This is a genomic window from Pseudolactococcus plantarum (assembly GCF_002441715.1).
Lineage (GTDB): Bacteria > Bacillota > Bacilli > Lactobacillales > Streptococcaceae > Pseudolactococcus > Pseudolactococcus plantarum.
Map to the genome: position 1 here is coordinate 30850 of NZ_JXJX01000004.1, position 21503 is coordinate 52352.

The 21503-nt window shown below is 37.4% G+C and carries 18 protein-coding genes and 1 pseudogene; 4 read left to right on the forward strand and 15 right to left on the reverse strand.

Annotated elements, in window-relative coordinates; translation table 11 throughout:
- Nucleotides 1–4: 4 nt before the first annotated feature.
- Nucleotides 5–628, reverse strand: coding sequence for a helix-turn-helix domain-containing protein (locus tag RU87_RS03050; RefSeq protein ID WP_068160704.1), 624 nt, complete (start codon nucleotides 626–628; stop codon nucleotides 5–7).
- A 244-nt stretch (nucleotides 629–872) separates the two neighbouring features.
- Between RU87_RS03050 and RU87_RS03055 the strand changes: the two genes are divergently transcribed.
- A complete protein-coding gene (locus RU87_RS03055; protein ID WP_068160709.1) occupies nucleotides 873–1739 on the forward strand; it encodes a metallophosphoesterase in 867 nt (288 codons plus the stop codon).
- An 88-nt stretch (nucleotides 1740–1827) separates the two neighbouring features.
- Nucleotides 1828–2355 (forward strand): nucleoside tri-diphosphate phosphatase, encoded by a 528-nt coding sequence (ntdP, locus tag RU87_RS03060; protein ID WP_068160714.1) that lies wholly within the window; start codon nucleotides 1828–1830, stop codon nucleotides 2353–2355.
- Nucleotides 2356–2436: 81 nt separating this feature from the next.
- Here the strand turns inward: ntdP and scrK are convergent, their stop codons facing one another.
- Together scrK and RU87_RS03070 are read right to left on the reverse strand one after the other, a co-directional pair.
- Entirely contained in the window at nucleotides 2437–3318 is an 882-nt protein-coding gene (gene scrK / locus RU87_RS03065) for a fructokinase ScrK (RefSeq protein ID WP_068160718.1), read from the reverse strand.
- 119 nt (nucleotides 3319–3437) lie between these two features.
- Nucleotides 3438–5390: a sucrose-specific PTS transporter subunit IIBC gene (locus RU87_RS03070; RefSeq protein ID WP_068160721.1), complete on the reverse strand. Its 1953-nt coding sequence runs from the start codon at nucleotides 5388–5390 to the stop codon at nucleotides 3438–3440.
- A 171-nt stretch (nucleotides 5391–5561) separates the two neighbouring features.
- Between RU87_RS03070 and RU87_RS03075 the strand changes: the two genes are divergently transcribed.
- The gene (locus RU87_RS03075; protein ID WP_068160724.1) at nucleotides 5562–7040 is read left to right on the forward strand and encodes a sucrose-6-phosphate hydrolase; all 1479 of its coding nucleotides are present in this window, start codon (nucleotides 5562–5564) and stop codon (nucleotides 7038–7040) included.
- Between the two features lie 109 nt (nucleotides 7041–7149).
- Here RU87_RS03075 and RU87_RS03080 read toward each other — a convergent pair whose 3' ends face one another.
- From RU87_RS03080 to RU87_RS09925, 6 genes and pseudogenes are all read right to left on the reverse strand, one after another.
- Nucleotides 7150–7905, reverse strand: coding sequence for a MurR/RpiR family transcriptional regulator (locus RU87_RS03080; protein ID WP_068160730.1), 756 nt, complete (start codon nucleotides 7903–7905; stop codon nucleotides 7150–7152).
- 35 nt (nucleotides 7906–7940) lie between these two features.
- Nucleotides 7941–9608 (reverse strand): glycoside hydrolase family 13 protein, encoded by a 1668-nt coding sequence (locus RU87_RS03085; RefSeq protein ID WP_068160732.1) that lies wholly within the window; start codon nucleotides 9606–9608, stop codon nucleotides 7941–7943.
- 94 nt (nucleotides 9609–9702) lie between these two features.
- The gene (locus RU87_RS03090; protein WP_269447760.1) at nucleotides 9703–10515 is read right to left on the reverse strand and encodes a PTS system mannose/fructose/sorbose family transporter subunit IID; all 813 of its coding nucleotides are present in this window, start codon (nucleotides 10513–10515) and stop codon (nucleotides 9703–9705) included.
- A gap of 30 nt (nucleotides 10516–10545) precedes the next feature.
- Entirely contained in the window at nucleotides 10546–11376 is an 831-nt protein-coding gene (locus RU87_RS03095) for a PTS mannose/fructose/sorbose/N-acetylgalactosamine transporter subunit IIC (protein WP_068160739.1), read from the reverse strand.
- 15 nt (nucleotides 11377–11391) lie between these two features.
- Nucleotides 11392–11886 (reverse strand): PTS sugar transporter subunit IIB, encoded by a 495-nt coding sequence (locus RU87_RS09920; RefSeq protein ID WP_425268479.1) that lies wholly within the window; start codon nucleotides 11884–11886, stop codon nucleotides 11392–11394.
- 171 nt (nucleotides 11887–12057) lie between these two features.
- Nucleotides 12058–12351, reverse strand: a pseudogene (locus tag RU87_RS09925) (PTS sugar transporter subunit IIA); the annotation flags it as partial.
- Nucleotides 12352–12705: 354 nt separating this feature from the next.
- Here RU87_RS09925 and RU87_RS03105 point away from each other — a divergent pair.
- Nucleotides 12706–13662, forward strand: coding sequence for a LacI family DNA-binding transcriptional regulator (locus RU87_RS03105; RefSeq protein WP_068160741.1), 957 nt, complete (start codon nucleotides 12706–12708; stop codon nucleotides 13660–13662).
- A 194-nt stretch (nucleotides 13663–13856) separates the two neighbouring features.
- Here the strand turns inward: RU87_RS03105 and RU87_RS03110 are convergent, their stop codons facing one another.
- The 6 genes from RU87_RS03110 to dprA all read right to left on the reverse strand — a co-directional run bounded on the left by RU87_RS03110 (nucleotide 13857) and on the right by dprA (nucleotide 21498).
- Nucleotides 13857–15839 carry a KUP/HAK/KT family potassium transporter gene (locus tag RU87_RS03110; protein WP_068160743.1) on the reverse strand — a complete coding sequence of 661 codons (1983 nt, stop codon included), beginning with the start codon at nucleotides 15837–15839 and terminating at the stop codon, nucleotides 13857–13859.
- Nucleotides 15840–16232: 393 nt separating this feature from the next.
- Nucleotides 16233–17525, reverse strand: coding sequence for an adenylosuccinate lyase (purB, locus tag RU87_RS03115; RefSeq protein ID WP_068160745.1), 1293 nt, complete (start codon nucleotides 17523–17525; stop codon nucleotides 16233–16235).
- 138 nt (nucleotides 17526–17663) lie between these two features.
- Nucleotides 17664–18734 (reverse strand): 5-(carboxyamino)imidazole ribonucleotide synthase, encoded by a 1071-nt coding sequence (gene purK / locus RU87_RS03120; RefSeq protein WP_096835803.1) that lies wholly within the window; start codon nucleotides 18732–18734, stop codon nucleotides 17664–17666.
- Nucleotides 18727–19221, reverse strand: a complete 495-nt coding sequence (gene purE, locus RU87_RS03125; protein ID WP_068160747.1) for a 5-(carboxyamino)imidazole ribonucleotide mutase — start codon at nucleotides 19219–19221, stop codon at nucleotides 18727–18729. Before purE ends, purK begins: the two co-directional genes overlap by 8 nt.
- The gene (gene purD, locus RU87_RS03130) at nucleotides 19214–20467 is read right to left on the reverse strand and encodes a phosphoribosylamine--glycine ligase (RefSeq protein WP_068160752.1); all 1254 of its coding nucleotides are present in this window, start codon (nucleotides 20465–20467) and stop codon (nucleotides 19214–19216) included. Before purD ends, purE begins: the two co-directional genes overlap by 8 nt.
- Nucleotides 20468–20637: 170 nt before the next feature.
- Nucleotides 20638–21498: a DNA-processing protein DprA gene (gene dprA, locus RU87_RS03135; RefSeq protein WP_068160754.1), complete on the reverse strand. Its 861-nt coding sequence runs from the start codon at nucleotides 21496–21498 to the stop codon at nucleotides 20638–20640.
- Nucleotides 21499–21503 lie beyond the last annotated feature (5 nt).

Sequence of the window (21503 nt, forward strand, 5' to 3'; positions counted from 1 at the left end):
ATGCTCAATAGTGGACTATTGAGCTAGCAGGCAATCCAAAAAATAAAATTGCAATACTCATCCCAATAAAGAAAAGATCAAAAATAACTAAAATGGAAATTGTGACGATTTTACCAACCTTGTTATAAGGATTAATGCTCACACCAATCCCCAAAGTTCGTGGTACCCAAAATGGAGCATCTGGCATACCGTCATATTGTTGATATGCAATTTTAGTGAACCCAATCGATACATGTAGGATGATGATACATAATAGTAAAGTTATCACTGTGATGCACTTGAATAACATCGCGTTATGCATTACTAATGGCATCACAACTACAGCAATCAATAACATGAGTACAAGTAATATAGTAAGTACTACAGCGTACTGCTTGTTCGCCTTTTTTGTATTAATGAGCTCATAATCTTTCTTGACTTGTTTCATAAACTGTTCATCTCCTTTAATCATATCAAGTGAAAAGTCATAATAGATACTCAATGTGATTAGCATAGGAATATCAGGGAAATTTTTTCCGTTTTCCCAATTTGACAAGGACTGCCTAGAAATATAGAGAGCATCCGCAACTTTTTGTTGGGTCTCTCCTTTTTTCTTACGCTCCGTTACTAAAATAGTGGCCAGCTCCATGTTTTCTCCTTTCTTACCCCATTATCTTATATTAAAAGTTTATTAAAGTCTAGCAAATATCTCTTGCATGCTGGTATAAGTGGATTTATCAGGCAGCTGTCAACTAACTTGACACTTATCGTAAACTGTTTAGCTTACTTTCATAGCCACTTTGGTCTGCTTCAATCTGCTGTCTATCAATCAGTTAATGTCATAAAAGACAAGTCATGACACAATCATCATAACCCTATGCTATAATAATGTCATGAAAACCTTAGCCATATTATCTGATTTACATCTAGATGTGAATCAATTTGATGCAAAATATGAAGCCATTTTAATCCAAACATTGTTAGCTGAGTCGATAACAGATGTCCATATTGCAGGCGATATTTCAAATCATTTCGAAGAGATTTCTAAACCATTTTTGACGCGTCTCTCGCGTTATTTTACAGTATCTTACAATCTTGGCAATCATGATATGTTAGGCATGACAGCAGATGATATCGTAACACACGATTTTAAAATGAGACCAATAGGCAGCAAACACTTATTAAGCTTTGCAGGATGGTATGACTATTCTTTCACACCAGATACGAGTTATCAGCAAAACTTACGCACCAAAAATACACTTTGGTTTGACCGAAAAATAAAACGAGGATTAGACGATCCTAGCCTGACGCAACAAAGTTTATCCCAGCTGAATGATGTTTTAACAGCATTAACTTCAGCCGAAAAAGAAACGCTCATCATCGCAATGCACTTTGTCCCTGAACAGGCTTTTTTGATGAACCATCCTAAGTTTGTAAAGTTTAATGCTTTTTTAGGCTCGCAACGTTTCCATGAGCTCTTTCTAGCACATGGCATAAAAGATGTTGTCTTCGGTCACCATCATCGCTCATTTGACCGATATGTTGATGGCATTCATTATCATTCGCATCCTCTTGGCTACAAACGTGAGTGGCTCATCACACATGACTATTTTCAAAAGTATCCAAAATACCAACATCTCAACTCTTATAACCTACATCGTCGCTATAATTTGATCAAACAAACTGATGAATTTGATCAGTATCTCCTTGACAACTTTTCAAATGAACTAAAAAAATCTCTAACAATTTTCACTCTCTAACATTTTTGAATTTCCAAGTCTGACATTTTTCAATAAAAGTGGTATAATACTTCTTGAGAACTTTGATTGTTAGAAAGTTGGTAGGATGATGAAAATCCCCAAAGAAGGCGACTTTATTACGATTCAAAGCTATAAACACGACGGAAGCTTGCATCGTACTTGGCGTGATACGATGGTGCTAAAGACAAACGAAAACTCGATTATTGGCGTAAACGACCACACACTTGTGACTGAAAGTGATGGTAGACGCTGGGTGACCCGCGAACCTGCTATTGTTTATTTTCATAAGAAATTTTGGTTCAATATTATCGCTATGATTCGCGAAAATGGTGTGAGCTACTACTGTAACTTAGCTAGCCCTTACTTGCTTGATAATGAAGCATTAAAATACATTGATTATGATCTTGATATCAAAGTCTTTGCTGACGGTGAAAAAAAATTGCTAGATGTCGAAGAATATGAAAGACATAAACGGCAAATGTCTTATCCAGATGATATTGATTTTATCTTAAAAGAGAATGTCAAGATTTTAGTTGATTGGATTAATGAGGGTAAAGGACCATTTTCTAAAGAGTACGTTGCTATTTGGTACGATCGCTATCGGCAATTAAAATAAGACTCAGATGACTGATGTCTTTTTTATTATCTTAAAAACCATAAAAACAGTCAGAAAATTAATTTCTGACTGTTTTTATGGTTATCTATTGATTTCATACTGACGTTTTGCTAAGGCAAAGTTACCTACAGTTGCTGAAGCGTTGTTTTCAATTGATGGTATTTGCAGATACTGTGTTAAATCAGGTACTGGTACATAATCATTGAGTAGTTCAGAAAATTGCTTACGTACACGATTCATCATGTGTTCTTGCGCCATAACACCGCCTCCGAAAATAATCTTTTCAGGTCTTAGTGTTAAAGTCGCTGAAACAGCGGCTTGCGCAATATAGTAAGCTTGGATGTCCCATACATTTGACTCTAGACTGATATGTTCACCACGAACACCTGTACGCGCTTCAAGTGATGGACCAGCTGCCACACCTTCTAAACAGTCACCATGAAACGGACAACTCCCTGCAAAATCAAGATCTTCAGGATGACGTTTCACAAACATATGTCCCATCTCAGCATGTGATGTACCACCAATAAACGTATCACCTTGGATAGCACCAGCGCCGATACCTGTCCCAATTGTGAAGTAAACAAGACTGTTAAGTGAAGGAGCTAGTATTTTTTCACCAAAAGCTGATGAATTAACATCGGTCGTAAAGAACATAGGCAGATTCAATTGTGCTTTCAAAAAGCCAATCATATCGAAATTTCCCCAGTTAGGTTTAGGCGTCGTCGTCACAAATCCATATGTATCAGAATTGATATCAACATCAATTGGGCCGAAACTCCCAACTGCTATCGCAACAAGAGATCCTTCAAATTGCTTAAAGAAATCAACTGCTTTTTGTAACGTTTCTTCTGGTTTATCTGTTGGAAACGTTGCACTTTCAAGAATCATCAAAGACTCATTACCAACTGCACATACGAACTTCGTGCCACCTGCTTCTATACTACCAAATAATTTACTCATTTTTCCTTTTGAGCTGTTTAACAACTCATCCCTTCTATTACTGTAACACATTACGTCTAGTGTATCATAACTTGAAAAAAATAACCGCTTTATTTGGTTATTTTTTCCAGAATATTTTTTTATGCGTTCTCGCCAGTTGGTGCAGTTGTACCGATAATTGTTTGACCAACGACTACATCTTGATTATCAATACCTTGTACTTGTGCAAAAGATGTCGTGTTAGTGACAATGACCATAACAGTTGCTTCATAGCCTCTGTCTTTGATTTTTTGAATATCAAATGTACCCAATAAGTCACCTTTTTTCACAACTTGTCCTTGATTAACACTTGTTTCAAAGCCATCACCGTCCATTTGAACTGTATCAATCCCAATATGAAGTAATACTTCAGCACCTTTATTCGTTAATAGACCATAGGCATGCTTACTGTTGTTTGTGACAGTTAATGTACCATCAGCTGGTGCATAAATCTTACCTACTGTTGGTTCTATCGCTATACCATTTCCCATCAATCCTGATGAAAATACTGGGTCTTTTGTTTCTGAAAGTTGGATAGCTGCTCCTGCAACTGGTGCAACTAATTCTTCATCTGAAATACCTGCATGTTCTTGAACAGTATTAATGTCTTGAGCTGTTGTATCTTGTGTTTCAGCATTAGCTGGAACAGCCATACGGTTTTTACCGTAAATATAAGTGACTACAAAGGCAAGCACAAAACTAATTAGGATACCTACCATGAACATCATGTGGCTACCAGCTTTAATCGCAATAAATCCGATAACTCCAGCAGGGCCAAGTGATGCACCACGAACACCTAAGAATCCCATGAATGCTGATGCAATCCCTGCAGATCCTAAAGCGATAAAGAATGGGAATTTTAATTTTAAGTTGACCCCAAACATAGCAGGTTCAGTAATCCCTAACATCGCTGAGAATGCTGAAGATGATGCTAATGCTTTTTGTTTGTCATTTTTAGTTAAGAAGAAGATTGCAAATGTTGCTGCACCTTGTGCCACGTTAGCAGCAGCAGCAATAGGGAAGATAAAATCGCCACCTGTTTTTGCAATATCTGCTAAGAGTGTTGTTTCAATAGCGGGGAAAGATTGGTGCAAACCAGTCAATACAATTGCTGAGTATACGCCACCAAAAATACCATAACCAAATCCACCAAGTGTATTAACTAACCAAACAAGACCATCTGTCATCCCATTAGAGACTGCTCTAAGGACTGGGCCAACAATTGCAAATGTTACGAATCCAGTAATGATGACTGCAAGCATTGGTGTAAAAGTGAAGTCGATAGCATTTTTTAAATGTTTGTGGAAGAATTTCTCAAGTGTTGCTAAAATCCAAGCAACCCCGATAACTGGTAAAACTTGACCTTGGTAACCAGCTTGTGCAATTTTAAATCCAAATACATCCCAATAAGGCATTTTATGGCTAGCTAAAGCTTCTGCAACGCCATATCCATTTACTAAGCTGGGCATAACTAACATCATCCCTGCTGCAGCACCTAAATATGGATTACCACCAAAACGTTTTGTTGCAGAAAAACCAATCAAAATAGGTAAGAAAGCAAATGGTGCAGATGCCATTAGGTTGACGATTTCAGCAAACCCTTTAATACCTGGGTACATCTCAACTACTGATTGAGGTCCAAAAAGTCCTGCACCTGTTAAGACATTGTTTAAGGCCATTAATAGACCACCTGCAACCAAGGCAGGAATTAGCGGTACAAAAATATCTGATAAGACTTTGATTAACTTCATCACTGGATTTGTTTCTTTACCAGCAACTTCTTTAAGCTCATCTTTTGATACTTCACCAACGCCAGTGATTGCAACTAATTCTTTATAAACAGTGTTAACATCACCAGGTCCAACAATAATTTGATACTGACCGTTCGCCTCAAAAGTACCTTTCAAATCTGGATCATCATCCAAAGCTACTTGATCAATTTTTGCTGTATCTTTTACAACAAGTCGTAACCGTGTCGCACAATGTGCTGCTGCAACGAGGTTATCCTCACCAAGTGCTTTGGCAACTCGGTTTGCTACTTCTTTATGGTTCATAAGCTCCTCCATCTAATCCTCAATATTTGAGTCTTAACGCTAATAAAATAATTTCGTTTCGATATCTATTATTGTCAAACGTTTGATACCGTTTACATTTTTTATTATAACCGCTTTCATTATCGTTGTCAAGCGTTTGACAATATTTTTTTTTTGATTTATAATTTGGATATGGAAAAAAAATTTGACTATACTAAACCTTGGACGTCGCTACAACGCTATCGTGCGTATAAAGAGTATAATACAGACTATGTCACAACCTTAACAGATGCAGTCATCGCTTCGCTCTACCGCAATACTTATCATATTGAACCTGCAACAGGACTATTAAATGACCCAAATGGTTTTTCTTATTTTAATGGGAAATACCATCTATTTTATCAAGTCTTCCCTTATGGGCCTGTTCATGGCCTCAAGTCTTGGGCTTTGATGACCTCAATTGACTTAATTCATTGGGAAAATGAAGGACTGAAGATTTTACCAGATACAATTTATGATTCTCGTGGTGCCTATTCAGGTTCCGCTATCCCTTTATCTGAAGATGAGCTATTTATCTTCTACACTGGTAATACACGTGGTGCAGATCAGTCAAGAGCTGCTTATCAAAATGGTGCTATTTATGGTAAAAATGGCCAAATCACTAAATTTGAGCAACCGCTTTTAACGACACCTGCTGGTTATACCAATCATTTTCGTGATCCTATGGTCTTTAAAGTTGATGATCAAGCATATGCTGTTATTGGCGCTCAAAGAGCTGATGAAACAGGTACAGTTGTTTTAGCAAAAGCAGATAAAGCAGATTTGACATCATGGCATTATCAAGGTGAATTACACTTCACAGATGAAGCATTAGGATATATGGTTGAGTGTCCTAATATCGTATTAATTGATCAAAAACCAGTACTTATCTTTTGCCCACAAGGCCTTGACAAGAACGTCTGTGAGTATGATAATATTTTCCCAAATATGTATGTGATTGCTGATGGTCTAGACTTAGAAACGCCAAAATTACTTAACCCAAGCGAATTTCACCGTTTAGATGATGGTTTTGAAGTTTACGCCACACAAGCCTTTAATGCACCGGATGGTCGTGTGCTAGCCTCATCTTGGTTAGGATTGCCAGATATAGATGTACCATCTCAAGCTGATGGTGTACAAGGTATCTTAAGTTTGGTTAAAGAGTTGACACTTAAAGACGGTAAACTTTATCAGTACCCTGTGAGCGAAACATTATCGTTACGACAAGATGTGCATGAGATGCTATTAACTCAAGACCCAGAAACCCAACATACCAATAGCTATGAACTTGAAGTTGAACTTTCATCAAATCAAACACTCTATCTATTTGCCAATGCAGATAAAACATCATATGTAAGCTTAAACGTTGATATGGGCATCGGAAAAATTACCTTGGATAGAGAAAATCTACCAGTCAGCTGGGCCGAAGAGTATGGCTTTACGCGTTCGACTTATTTTGATACACAAAAGGAAACACTTAAATTAAATATATTTGCTGATACCTCATCACTAGAAATTTTTGTAAATGACGGTGAAAAAGTGATGTCTAGTAGAATATTCACTGCACCAGATCATACGCATTTATTCTCTGATGGTGCAGTCAAAGCATCATTGTGGACATTAAAAAAATAAGCGATACCGCTACGTACATCCTATGATAGTCGCTTAGTAGACATCATTAGTAATAAAAAACCTTCACATTTTTGTGAAGGTTTTTTATTACTAATGATATATATAAACCTCATAAGCTTAAAAATATTAAGTATTCTCTATAAATTCTATCCAAAACCAGATCTAGTGCAACATAAGATTTATGTGTAAAATGATGCGTCCCAACATAAAAAGGCGTTAAATAATAATGATAAGCATACTGGGCTAAAGCTGACATATAGTTAGCACTAAAAGCCGTTATTGTACATATCGGAACTTTGGCAGCATTCATCCAAGCAAAGTTCTCTTTTAAATTCTCAGTTTCACCACTTAAAGATGCAATCAAAAATAAATCTTGTTTACTCATCGTCAGCATCACATAATCAAGTTCTGCCTTGGTGGGTACAAAAATCACGCGCTTCCCTACAAGAGATAGTGATTTACAAAATTCTTGTAATTGTAGTTGGGGTGCATAACCTGTACCAAAAAAGAAGATAGCTTTTGCTTCAAATATCTTCTCACATAATGGGTCAAAATTGATGGCCTTGAGATATTGATATGTACTTTCTATATCTTTTTCTTGCAATGCTAACAAATCTGTTGTTTGCGCCTTTTTATCATCATAGTTAGACTGCTTTAAAAAGTATTTAAACTCTGTATAGCCTGAAAAACCAAGTTTTTTTGTCATTCTTAAAACCGAAGACTTGCTAACGTGAACAGCATTGGCCAATGCTATAATATTGGCATTTTGTACTTCTTTTTGGTGTTTTACAACATAGGTCAAGATGTCCAAATCCATTTCGCTAAGGTTTTTTTGTGATTGCGTGATAAGTATTTCAAGATTCATAGTTTTATTATACCAAAATCACTCGATAAACATAACTAAACCCTAGCGATGAAAGCTTCATAAGGCCTTAATTGTTCAGAAAGCGTACGACGACCCATGTTAGTTATCATCATTTCTGCTTTTTCATTTTCAAATGGAGAGTCAATCATGGTTTCAGAAAGATTAGCAACAATCAGCCAGGTCTCGCCATGCAATGTTCTTTTATAGATAAATAAATGCTCATCATCAGGAAACAGTAGCTCATAGCTACCCTCTAAAAATATCTTATTGTTTTTACGTAATTGGATTAAGGTTTGATAATACTTAAAAATAGAGCGTTCACTTGCCATATCAGCTTTAGCATTAATTTCTGAAAATCGTGGGTTAATTTTTAGCCAAGGCTTACCATCAGAAAAGCCTGCATTTTTATCATTTGACCACTGCATTGGTGTTCTAGCGTGATCACGACTGACTTTATAAGCAGCTCGCATGAACTCATCATGGGAAATAGATTGCTTACGACGGACATAATGATCATAATTACCATGCAACTCTATATCATTATAATCTGAGAGGTCATAGTCTGCATTAACCATCCCGATTTCTTCACCTTGATAGATATAGGGTGTGCCTTGTAAGCCATGTAATACGGTCGCAAAAGCTGTTGCACATTCATAGCGATAGGTTGTATCATTGCCCCATCTAGAAATCACACGAGCGCGATCATGATTCTCAAAATATAAAGCATTCCAGCCGTTATCACGTAATGCCATCTGCCAATCAGATAAAATACGTTTCAAGCTAACTAGATCTCGATTCTGTAATGCCCAACGACCGTTTATATCACCTTGCTTTCGATCTATATGCATATGTTCAAAAGTGAAGATCATATCTAATTCTTCGCGCTCTGGGCTAACTAAAAGGTGTGCATCTGATGCCTTAGCAGCAGGTGATTCTCCTACAGACATCATGTCACAAGGAGTCAATACTTCTTGATTCATTTCATGGATAAATTCATGCATACGAGGGCCATTTTGCTGATTAGACGTTACCAAATCCCTGTCATTATCTGGAAAATCTAAATTTTTTGAAATAGATGTCACAACATCCATGCGCCAGCCATCAACGCCTTTAGATTTCCAAAACCGCATCATATCGTAAATATACTGACGTACCGTTTCATTTTCCCAGTTTAAATCTGGTTGTTCAGCTGCATAGTAGTGCAAATAATACTGTTGTCTACCTGCATCAAATGTCCATGCAGAACCCCCAAAATTTGATCCCCAATTATTAGGCTCAGACCCATCGGGTTTTGGATCTTTCCAGATATAAAAATCTGAGAAGAAATTAGTCTTACTTTTACGTGACTCTTGAAACCATAAAGCTTGATCTGAGGTATGGTTTGCAACAAAATCCATAATAATTTTGATACCTGCAGCATGTGCCTCATGAATTAATGCATACATCTCTTCATTTGTGCCAAACATCGGATCTATCATCCGATAATCAGTAATATCATACCCATTATCGACCTGTGGACTCAAGTAAAGTGGGCTAATCCATAATCCATCAACACCTAATGATTTAAGATAAGGTATTTTTTCAATAATACCTGGAATGTCTCCTATCCCATCACCATTTGTGTCCTTAAAACTTTTGGGATATATTTGGTAAATGACTGCATTTTTCCACCATTTATCGGTTAACTTATCATCTTTATACATTTTTATATTAACTTTCTATCTCTAACTATCTTCCTAAGGTGTTATCTGACTTTTTATAAATATACAGATAGCATATTCGGAATGAACAATCTGATCATGCAATACCTAATAGTGATAACACGATTCCTAGACCAATAATGCTGAAAATCAAAATATTGATAGACATATTTTTTTTCTTTAAAAGCCAGAAACAGATTAATGTAATCGATAATGGAATCAATCCAACAAAAATTTGATTTAGCATTTCTTGAGATTTCATGATCGTCTTACCATCAAGTACCATGTTCCACTTTAATTGTAATGAGACCATATTAGATGTCATCGCACCAACCATGGCTAATCCAACAATCGTTGCTCCTTTTGTTAGTACGTTAATCATGCCTGACTCATACAAATCAGAAATATAGCTTGCTCCCAAAGTATAGCCTAGTTTTGCACCTTGCCACCGTACAAACTGTACTGGTAGATTAAATAGGATTAAAAAGATGATCGGTGCTAAAAAGTTATTGGCTTGTGCTAATGATACCCCTATACCAGCTGCTATCACGCGTAGTACACCCCAAAATACAGAATCTCCAATCCCTGCCAAAGGCCCGATTAATGACGTTTTGATTGCGTTGATTGATTCTGCATTAAAATCGGCTTTTTGCGAGTTTTCTTTTTCCATGGATGCTGTAATCCCCATGATGAACGGAAACATCGCAACATTCGTATTAAAGTAAGACATGTGTCTTACCATAGCTGATTTTCGATCAGCTTCTCTATTTTTATAGAATCTATCTATGAAAGGTTGCATCGTATAAGAAACCCCAGATGCACCTTGTTTAGCCGGTGTCACAGCACTATAGAGCGTAAATGAACGCCAAAACATTGAATGAATTAATTTTTTTCTTCTTTTGGAAGTGATTTATAATTGATGGCCATGTTTATTCCTTTCTTAACTAAAGAATGCTTCGTTTTCAAGTTGCTCAGCAGTCAGATTACTTGTGTCTATCGTATGATTTCCTGTTGCTTTCTTTGCAATTTCTTTTTCTAATTTCATTTTAGAGATATCTCCTTGTGCAACAACTACCGCGATGATAACTGCCATCACTGCTACTGCAATTAAAGGGACTTTGAAATAAGCAATAATTAAAAATCCAAGGAAGTAATAAACTGAAATATTATTGTCCCACAAAATTTTCATCAACATTGCCATACCAACTGCTGGTAATAACCCCCCTGCAATTGAAAGACCATGTAAAATAACATCTGGGATCATTTCTAATACGCGTTGCGTCGCTTTTGACCCTACTAAAAGTGCAAAAAATGGAATTAATGAATATAAGAACCACTGTAAGCCCCATAGGCCAAAATGCAAATTTTTAATACCATTGGCATCGCCTTGTTCAGCTAATCGGTCAAATCTTGCAGCAAAAGGACCAACAACTAATACATATAAAATCGTTTTGATTTGGAGACCAATAATCCCAAGTGGTACAGCTAACGCAATCGCAACTTCTATTCGGCCACCCATTTGAATAGCAAATGCCGTTGCTAGTGCTGCAGCAAGTCCTGGCTCAGCACTTGAGGCACCTCCTATATTAACTACCCCCATAAAGACAGTTTCTAAAGCAGCCCCAACTAACAATCCTGTATGTAAATCCCCAAGTAATAGCCCAATCAATGGTGCAATCACAATAGGTCTGCCTATCATCGTAAACCCTAATAATTCCTGGCCTCCGACAGTTAAAAATACAACTAATGCAACAATAATTGCTTCAAACATATCATTCCTCTTTTCTTATACATAACGACTTGCAAGTTCTTTTGTATCACTAGGTAAATTTTGAAACGCTGTTTCGGGATACACGTCTACTAAAGCTTTGAGATTGTTCAATTCTTCATCTGTTAACATGACAAATTTGGTTAATGTTTTTTTCTCACCAGTCACAGATTTTCCGACATTACCAATATTGACGTATTGAATATTGTCAAGCTGCTGAGATAAGATTAATGCATCGCCCACTGTTCTGACCAATACAAGTAGGTGCATAGTTGCGGCTCTTTTATCTTTCAATAACCGTATTGCACCATCCATTGTCTTGATAATGACTTTGATACCGTTAGGAACAGCCATTTTCAAAGCTTTCTGCTGTAATTCATTTCCTGCTGCTTCATCATTTGCCACAACAATACCATCAAGATTTAGTGCTCGACTCCAAACCATGGCAATCTGACCATGAATTAATCGTTCATCAACTCTTAAGGCATCGATTTGTCCAGTATTCTCATTAATTAATTGATCTGTTTCTATTGCTTGAGGTGCTTGTTTTGATGAGTCATTTGCTGATTCATCTACTACATTTTGTGATGTATCATTTGTTAAATAAACTTGTTGCATGGCCGTACGACCATTATCAATCAAACGGTCAATGACTGCTGTCGTATAAGGTTCAGAACTTAGTATAATTTCTAAGATAACCGGTAAATTCATGCCTGCAACGACAAAAACATTAGGTTTATTTTGCGCTGCTATAACAAATTTTTGATTGACAGATCCACCAAACATATCTGTAAAAATAACCGCTTGATCATCATCTGCTAAACTTGATATAAATGTCTGGACTTCCATATCTAAATCTACGTCATCAACATAGGCACTTATATACGTAATATCATGGTCACTTCCAGCAAATAATTCTATTGTCGACTGGAATCCAGTAGCTAGTTTTGCATGACTAGCAACTACAAATTTTTTCATTATATCTCTCTTTTCTTTCTTATTTGTAAGCCTTTACACTCATGATTATACTCGTAAATGCAAGCCCTTACAATATATTTATCACATCTTGTTCTCATATCCAATTATTAAACCCAAGTGTCACGTCATGGGAATTTTCCCAACAATTTCTTGCTCTCAATACTCGCAACACAAGTTCACTTGCTAATGTCTGTTAACTCAATAAGCCTCCTCTATAGCTGTTAATTATCGTTAAAAATGATAAAATATAATCATTATAGGATTTTAGTTTTGAACAACTCATATCCCTTTTTACTGACTAATAAATAAAGTAAGGATAACTTGAGAGCTACATTGACTCAAGAGATAAAGCAAATGGCCAATTTAAAGGATGTTGCAAAAATAGCCGGTGTGACACCAACAACTGTTTCTCGCGTCATTAATATGCGAGGATCACTATCTCAAAAAACGATTGATCGTGTACATGCTGCTATGCGAGAATTAAACTATCAGCCCAATGCTATGGCACGCTCCCTGCAAGGCAAGAAATCCCAGTTAATCGGATTGATCTTCCCATCTGTAGCCAATCCCTTTTATGGCGAGATGATTCATGCGATTGAGTCTAAACTCTTTTCGCATGGCTATAAAGCAATTCTATGCGATAGTGAGAACGATCCAATTAAAGAACGAGAATACCTGACGATGTTGATGGCAAACCAAGTGGATGGCATCATCACAAGTTCCCATAATAAACAGATAAAAGAATATGAAAACAATACATTAGCAATCGTTGCCTTTGACCGTTATTTAGCTGATGGTATCCCCATCGTGTCATCTGATAATCTAGTTGGTGGTCGCTTGGCAACGTCACATCTTTATGCCCAGGGATGTCAAACGATTGCTATGATTGCTGGGTCCTCTGATACCAAAAGTCCAACACAAAATAGGCTTTTAGGTTATCGAGACATGCTATCAGAACTCAAAATACCCACATTAATTCACTACTTACGTCGAGAAAGTAGTATGAATCAAAAACGTCAAAGTATCCGGGACTTCTTGGTCACGCAACAACCCGATGGCGTTTTTTGCACAGACGATCTCACTGCAGTGATGGTCAAGGATATCGCACTAGATTTGAAACTTGATAACATCAAAGTCATCGGCTATGATGGCACGCAAGTGATACAAACATTTATACCTAGCCTCTCAACAATTGTGCAACCGATAGAGGAGCTCGCCGTGCTAATGGTTGATATCCTTCTCAAAAAAATAGATGATCCTAACTTCAAAGCTAAAGCAGATTATATTTTACCAATTACTTTAAAAAAATAAACGCGATCAATCACTGTCAGCTCGTTTGTTGTATAGCGTTAAAGATAATAACTAATAAAAGCTCCACTACAAACTGATACTTGTAGTGGAGCTTTTATTTTTATAGTGGTAAATACCGACAGCTATTAAGTCTGTTAGTCGCCTGATCACGTTTTACCCTATAAGATGGGCTTGACTTATATCTTATAAACAGATCACGCATCTATTTCGGTGACATCCAGTCGTTTGATTGGTACTCGTCTGCAATCTCCTATCACAAGTGGTGTTCGTTCAACTAATACCTCGCTAAATTGAAGACCAAACCATTTTGCAGGTGTGACAGTAATTTGTCTGATTGCAAACTTTGTCTGCATAATAAATTTTGACCAAGCTGATATTTGAGCAGAATGTGATAATTCTTCGTTTAACATGACAAATCTAAAATCACCAACTTCTCTATTTTCAGAGACAGAGTAGATTTGCACTTGTTTTTCAATTTCACCACTGCTCATCAAATCTGAGACGATTTGGCGTAAGAAGACATTCACTTCCTGACTGATCCTAAACCCAAGATAGAGTTTGACCATTACAACGTAATCAGTCCCTAGCGTATCAACTTCATATTCCTTAGTAAACGGTTCATCAGTGACAGACACATTCACAAACCAATACACATGTGCACGTTTTGGATTTTTATCCAAAATAGAATATAAGATCGGTGCATCTATCTCATCTTCAGCCATGTATTTACTCAAATAAACGACATTTGTTTGTAAAAGTGGGAAACTAATATCATGTCTAAGCCTATCTAACTGCGGTAGATACTGACGTAATGATAAATGTTCCACTAGTCCATCTGTTATTTGACTACCCTTATACCAGATATACATGATTGCAATAATCAAAAGCGCAAGGATCACCGCGACATACCCACCATGAATAAACTTAACTAAACTAGATAGTAAGAAAATGACCTCAATAACTGTGAAAAATAAAGGTACTCCCATAGAAAATAAAGGATTGTATTTTTTTTGACGAAGATAATAATGTAATAAGAAGGTCGTCATCAGCATCGTAACAGTTATCGATAGCCCATAAGCAGCCTCCATTTTTGTCGATGATTGAAAGACTAAGACAACAATAGAGGTTGCAATCCATAAGATGAAATTAACCACTGGAATGTACTGTTGATTACGTGTTGTCCCTGGATAGAGGACATGTAAACGAGGCAAAATCTTCAAGCGCATCGCTTCACTGACTAAGGTGAACGATCCTGTAATCAACGCTTGAGATGCAATAATAGCCGCAAGTGTCGCAAATACAATCGCTAAAGGCATCAAGGGATTTGCAATCATTTGGAAAAATGGATTCATTTCAGGGAATTGTCGGATATCTGTTTTAAGCAGATAAGCAACTTGACCAAAGTAGTTGACAATAAGACTCAGTTTGACATAAGGCCAACTAAGATGAATATTAGCTTTTCCTACGTGTCCCAAATCGCTATAAAGTGCTTCTGCACCTGTTGTGGCAAGAAAGACATTACCAAGAATAAATAACCCTAAATGATTATCTGGACTGGCAAGTAGCTTAAGCCCATAAATTGGATTCAATGCTCTTAAGACACTCAAATCTTGTAACATATTGGCAAATCCTGACAATAATAAGAAAGTGAACCACATGAACATGATCGGACCAAATAATTTCCCTACGGTATCTGTCCCAAATCTCTGAAAACTAAATAAAATCAGTAATATGACTAGCGTGATAATCACGATAACATCTTGAGAATACCCAAACAGTTCCGTAAAAATCGGTAGTGTCCTAAGCCCCTCTACCGCACTCGTCACAGTTACTGCTGGTGTTAATACACCATCTGCTAACAATGCCGCACCACCGATAATGGCTGGGACAACTAAAAATTTACCAATAGGTCGGACAAGCGTATAAAGAGAGAAGATGCCACCCTCACCATTATTATCTGCTTGTAATGCAATCATCACATATTTGACCGTCGTCAATAAGGTAATGGTCCAAAAAATCAATGAGATACTACCAATTAAGAAAGACTCATTCACACGTCCGTGATTACCCTCAATCAGCCCTTTCATGACGTAGAGGGGACTCGTACCGATATCTCCGTATACAATCCCCATGGCAATCAAAAGTCCTGCACTCGACCATTTTTTACTTTGTTTCATTACTATTCCTTACTTTCTTTCGAAAATTGCGCACAAAAAAAGACTTAAATGTTTCTACCATTTCTTTGCTTGATGAAATATAGAACACCTAAGTCTTGCAAATTAAGGATAAACCAGTGATGATAGTCTCAATCACAGCATGTTGATTTATCCAGTCGTATACGACCTGCTACTCCCTTAAGTTCGGTAATAAAAGCGTTTTTACACCCTTATACTTACTCGATAGCGTTATTTTAACAGTATACTTAGTCCTTGTCAAGAAAAAAACTAATATTTTTCTCTTTTTTTATACTTTTTCACTAATTTTCTGAAAAATTTCAGATATTAGTCATTTATTTATTATCACCTAATGTTAGCAGCATTTAACGCCTGACTAACTCATTGGTTGATCACTTATAAACCAATACGATCAAATACTTCATCAACACGACTTGCATAATAAGTCGGATCAAATAACTCATCGATTTCTGCTTCTGATAAAACTGACATCACTTTGTCATCAGACAATAGTTGTGGTTTAAAATCTACTTGATTATCCCAAGAATAAGCAGTCTTAGGTTGCACCAAATCATAGGCTTCTTCTCTTGTCATGCCTTTTTCAATCAAGGTTAACATCACACGTTGGCTATAAATCAGACCAAATGTACTATTCATGTTACGCACCATATTTTCAGGGAAAACAGTCAAATTCTTAACAATGTTACCAAAACGATTTAACATGTAGTTCAGTAAAATCGTCGTATCAGGTGTGATGATACGCTCAGCAGAACTATGTGAGATATCACGTTCATGCCACAATGCAATATTTTCAAATGCAGTTACTGCATGACCACGAACGACACGCGCTAATCCAGTCATATTTTCAGAACCGATTGGATTACGTTTATGTGGCATAGCAGAGCTTCCTTTTTGACCTTTTGCAAAGAATTCTTCTACTTCTCTTTGCTCAGATTTTTGAAGACCGCGAATTTCTGTTGCCATACGCTCGATAGAGGTTGCAATAATTGCTAAAGTTGAAAAATATTCAGCATGCAAATCTCTTGGTAACACTTGCGTTGAAATTTCTTGCGCTCTGATGCCTAGTTTTTCAGTTACATAGGCTTCAACAAAGGGGGGAATATTGGCAAAATTACCAACAGCACCTGAAATTTTACCTGCTTCTACACCTTTAGCAGCGTGTTCGAAACGCTCGATATTACGCTTCATTTCAGAGTACCAAGTCGCAAGTTTTAATCCAAAAGTAGTCGGCTCAGCATGAACACCATGTGTACGTCCCATCATAATCGTAAACTTATGTTCACGTGCTTTATCAGCTATAATGTCTGTGAATCTAGCTAAATCTTCACGCAAAATGTCGTTAGCTTGTTTAAACAAATAACCATAGGCTGTATCTACAACATCGGTAGATGTTAATCCATAATGTACCCATTTGCGTTCTTCGCCAAGACTTTCAGATACAGATCTTGTAAAAGCAACTACATCATGACGTGTTTCTTTTTCGATTTCTAAAATACGCGCAACATCAAACGTTGCATGCTCACGAATTAATGCCACATCTTCTTTAGGAATTTCACCGAGTTCAGCCCATGCTTCATCAGCTAATATTTCAACTTCTAACCAAGCTTGATACTTGTTTTCTTCAGTCCAAATAGCAGACATTTCTGGACGCGAATAACGTTCTAACATGTTTAATTTATTCCTTTTCTTTTTTAAAATTGTTCATTGAACACAGGTTTAGCCCTCAATAGCAAGTGATCAGATGACATTAACATTTGTCAGTTACTTGTCGTCATCTTCTAACGTAAGGAGCTTAGTTTATCATACTCATAAACTAATCGTATAATCATCTGTCAAAACTGTCACATGACCCATTTTACGATTTTCCTTTGCTTCAATTTTACCATATAAATGTAGATGTGTGCTGGTGTTATCTTGTGCAAATTTAGCAGCGGCTGCCATATCTTGTCCCAACACTTGAAGCATGATTGCAGGTGATTGTAAGACTACTTTGGGTAAGTCTTGTCCCAAAACACCACGGATATGCAAGTCAAATTGAGAAAAATCACAAGCTTCAATCGTGGCATGCCCTGAGTTATGTGGTCTTGGAGCTATCTCATTCACTAAAATATCATGCTGCGTGACAAACATTTCGATACACATGGTACCTGCTAATTTCATTTTTTCAGCAATCGTTAATGCAATTTGACGCGCTTCTTTCTCTAGATAAGGTGAAATCCTTGCAGGCATGATCGTCTTATCCAAGATATTATTTTTATGTTGATTTTCACAAGTTGGAAATACAGAAAATGCTGTCCCGTTTCCAGATACAATCACCGAAATTTCTTTTAGATAGTCAACATACGATTCAGCAACACAGGCATGAGCCGCTGAAAGCTCGCGTGCGGCAGTCAAATCTGCTGCTTTCTCAACAACGACCTGACCATGACCATCATAGCCACCTGTTGCTGTTTTAACCACATGCTTAATTGACAAATCAAGTGCCTCTAAATCTTCCGGTGTGTTCACCACAATATAAGGCGCAACTTTAATGCCAGCTTCTACTAGAAATGCTTTTTCTAAAATACGATTTTGTGAAATGCGCAATAAATCTAGGCCCTGAGGTAATTTAGCTTCATAAGGTGCTAAAGCATCAGCTGAAACATTTTCAAATTCATAAGTTAAAATATCTGCCTGTTCCACCAGTTCAGCAATTGCTTGTTGATCATCATATTTAGCGACAATCTGTTTGGCAACGTGTGATGCTGGACAAGTTTCATCAGGATCAAGGACAATGACTTTATATCCCATATAAATAGCAGAAATTGCCATCATCTGTCCTAGTTGACCACCACCTATAATCCCTATCGTTTTGATATCTGATAATTTCTCAGTCAAGTTGATCACTACTTTCTATCGCTATGCGTGCTTGTTCTTCTCGAAATTTCTCTAAACGTTGTGTTAACGCTTCATCTGAAAGCGTTAATATTTGTAAAGCATACAAGCCAGCATTCTGTGCGCCAGCCTCACCTATAGACATGGTCGCAACTGGTACACCACCAGGCATCTGCACGATAGATAGCAGCGAATCTACACCGTTTAATGTCCGTGATTTAACAGGTACACCGATCACAGGTAAAGTTGTTTTGGCTGCAATCATCCCGGGTAGATGTGCTGCACCACCAGCACCAGCAATAATGACTTGAATGCCTCGTGCGCGTGCTTCTTCTGCAAATTTAAACATCAAATCTGGTGTTCTATGTGCAGAAACTACTTTTTTCTCATAAGGCATCCCAAATAAGTCTAGGACATCTGCCGCACGTTTCATCGTTTCCCAGTCAGATTTACTTCCCATGACGATTGCTACTTTAGCTTGGTTAAACATGTGCTTTATCTCCTATATCGTTCCTATAAAAAAGTCCTGTTGTCTCTTGTGTTGCTAATGTTGTATAGATCGCTTCTTGGGCTTTGCTTACTGTATCAGCAGTTGTTGCAAGTAGATATACACGACCGCCACTTGTGACAAGTTGGTTCTCATTATCTGTTGCGACACCTGCGTAATAAGTGATCATCTCACCACTTGTTTTTGAAGGGATACGAGCACCTTTAGCATAGTCTCCAGGATAGCCTTCTGATGCCACGACCACACCTAAAGTAACACCGCTCGTCAACCAGGTAAAGTTAGGGACTTTATCAGTTAACAATTCAAGCATATTAACAGCAAAATCAGAGGTCAATCGTGGGAGAATGACTTGCGTTTCTGGATCACCAAACCTAGCATTAAACTCAATCACTTTTGGGCCATCTTTTGTTAAAATCAACCCAGCATAAAGGATACCTGTGTAGGGGCGGCCTTCTTTGATCATCCCATTAACAACTGGTTTTATGATTGTCTCAACTGCCTCATCTACCATAGATTGAGCGAGATGAGGTACTGGAGAGTATGCACCCATTCCACCTGTATTCGGTCCTTTATCTCCATCGTAAGCTCGCTTGTGATCTTGAGCTGTCGGCATAATATAAAACTTATCATCTTTGACAAAGGCAAATAAAGAAAACTCCTCGCCGTCAAGAAATTCTTCTACAATCACGCGAGATTTCCCAAACTTGTTATTAGTTAAGATATCTCGAGTAAAGTCAATCGCCTCATCAACTGTTTCGGCAACTAATACACCTTTTCCTAGTGCTAGTCCATCAGCTTTGATGACAATAGGGGCACTTTTTGAGGCGATGTAGCTAACAGCTTCATCAATATCACTAAATGTTTGATGCTCAGCAGTCGGTACTTGATACCGATTCATGATAGATTTAGCGTAATCTTTTGACCACTCTAATTCTGCTGCAGCCTGAGTTGGACCAAAAATGAGTAGACCAGCTGCTTGGAATGCATCCACAATCCCTGCCGCCAACGCATCATCTGGACCAACAAATGTATAGGTTATCTCCTGTTCTTTGGCAAAGTTAATCAAAGCGTCGTGTTCTGAAATGCTAATCTCAACTGTGTCGATGCCATCGAGTTCCATCCCTGGATTACCTGGTGCTGCATAAACTGTCGTGACGTCACTGCTTTCAAGAAGTTTCTTTGCGATGGCATGTTCTCGCCCACCAGACCCTATTACAAGTAATTTCAATTTGTTATCCTCTTTATACTATTTTGTTTTATTCTATCATTATTTCAAAACAAGACGATAGAATACCAAACAAAAAACCTAGTTTACACATTAAACGTTCGGTTTTTATCGTATCAATTCACGACTCATGTTAACACTTCAAGTAGATAACGCATCAGGACATGCCAGCCTCACAGATATTCTGTTAATATATCTTGACCTTGATAGACGAGTTTAGCACCTTGTTGAATCAAACGATGACAACCATCAGATCGTCCGTCAGTGATGTCACCTGGAATAGCAAAAACATCTCGCCCTTCTGCCACGGCATATTCACAAGTTATCAAACTTCCTGATCTGATCTTAGCTTCAGTCACGACAACACCTCTAGATAACCCAGCAATCACACGATTTCTTTCAGGAAAATGATATTTGAGTGCTTGTTCACCAGAGCTATATTCACTCAGAACCAGATGATTTTTGCTGATATATGTTTGTAGTTGTTTATTTTCTTTAGGGTAGTGTACATCAAGCCCTGTACCTATCACAGCGATCGTTTTCCCACCATTTTTAATAGCAGAAACATGACACGCCGTATCAATGCCTCTGGCTAATCCACTAATAATGACAAATTTATTGTTTAATTCTTTAATCACTTTTTGGACACTTGAGATACCAGTCATACTGCAAGAACGACTGCCTACAAATCCTAATTTTTCATACCTCAAAAGACTGATATCACCTTGGTAAAACAGCAAGACAGGGGGATTATAACTTTCTTTTAGATACGTGGGATAGTGAAGATCTAAGATAGAAATTGATGGGAATTGTAAAAAACACTTGCGAGTATGCTTTAAATCTAGTTGGCGAAACTTCTCCCAAAATAATGCTTTATGTCGCATATTAGCTTGTCTGATAAACTTTGGTAACAGCAGTAATAGATTTTCAGATGAAAACTCCGTTTTATTTACCAAAATAAAAACCAAGAACCGGTTGATAAAGAGATTACTCATCCCTGCTTGCTTCAATCGAAATAAGTCAAAATTAGTCATGGTAC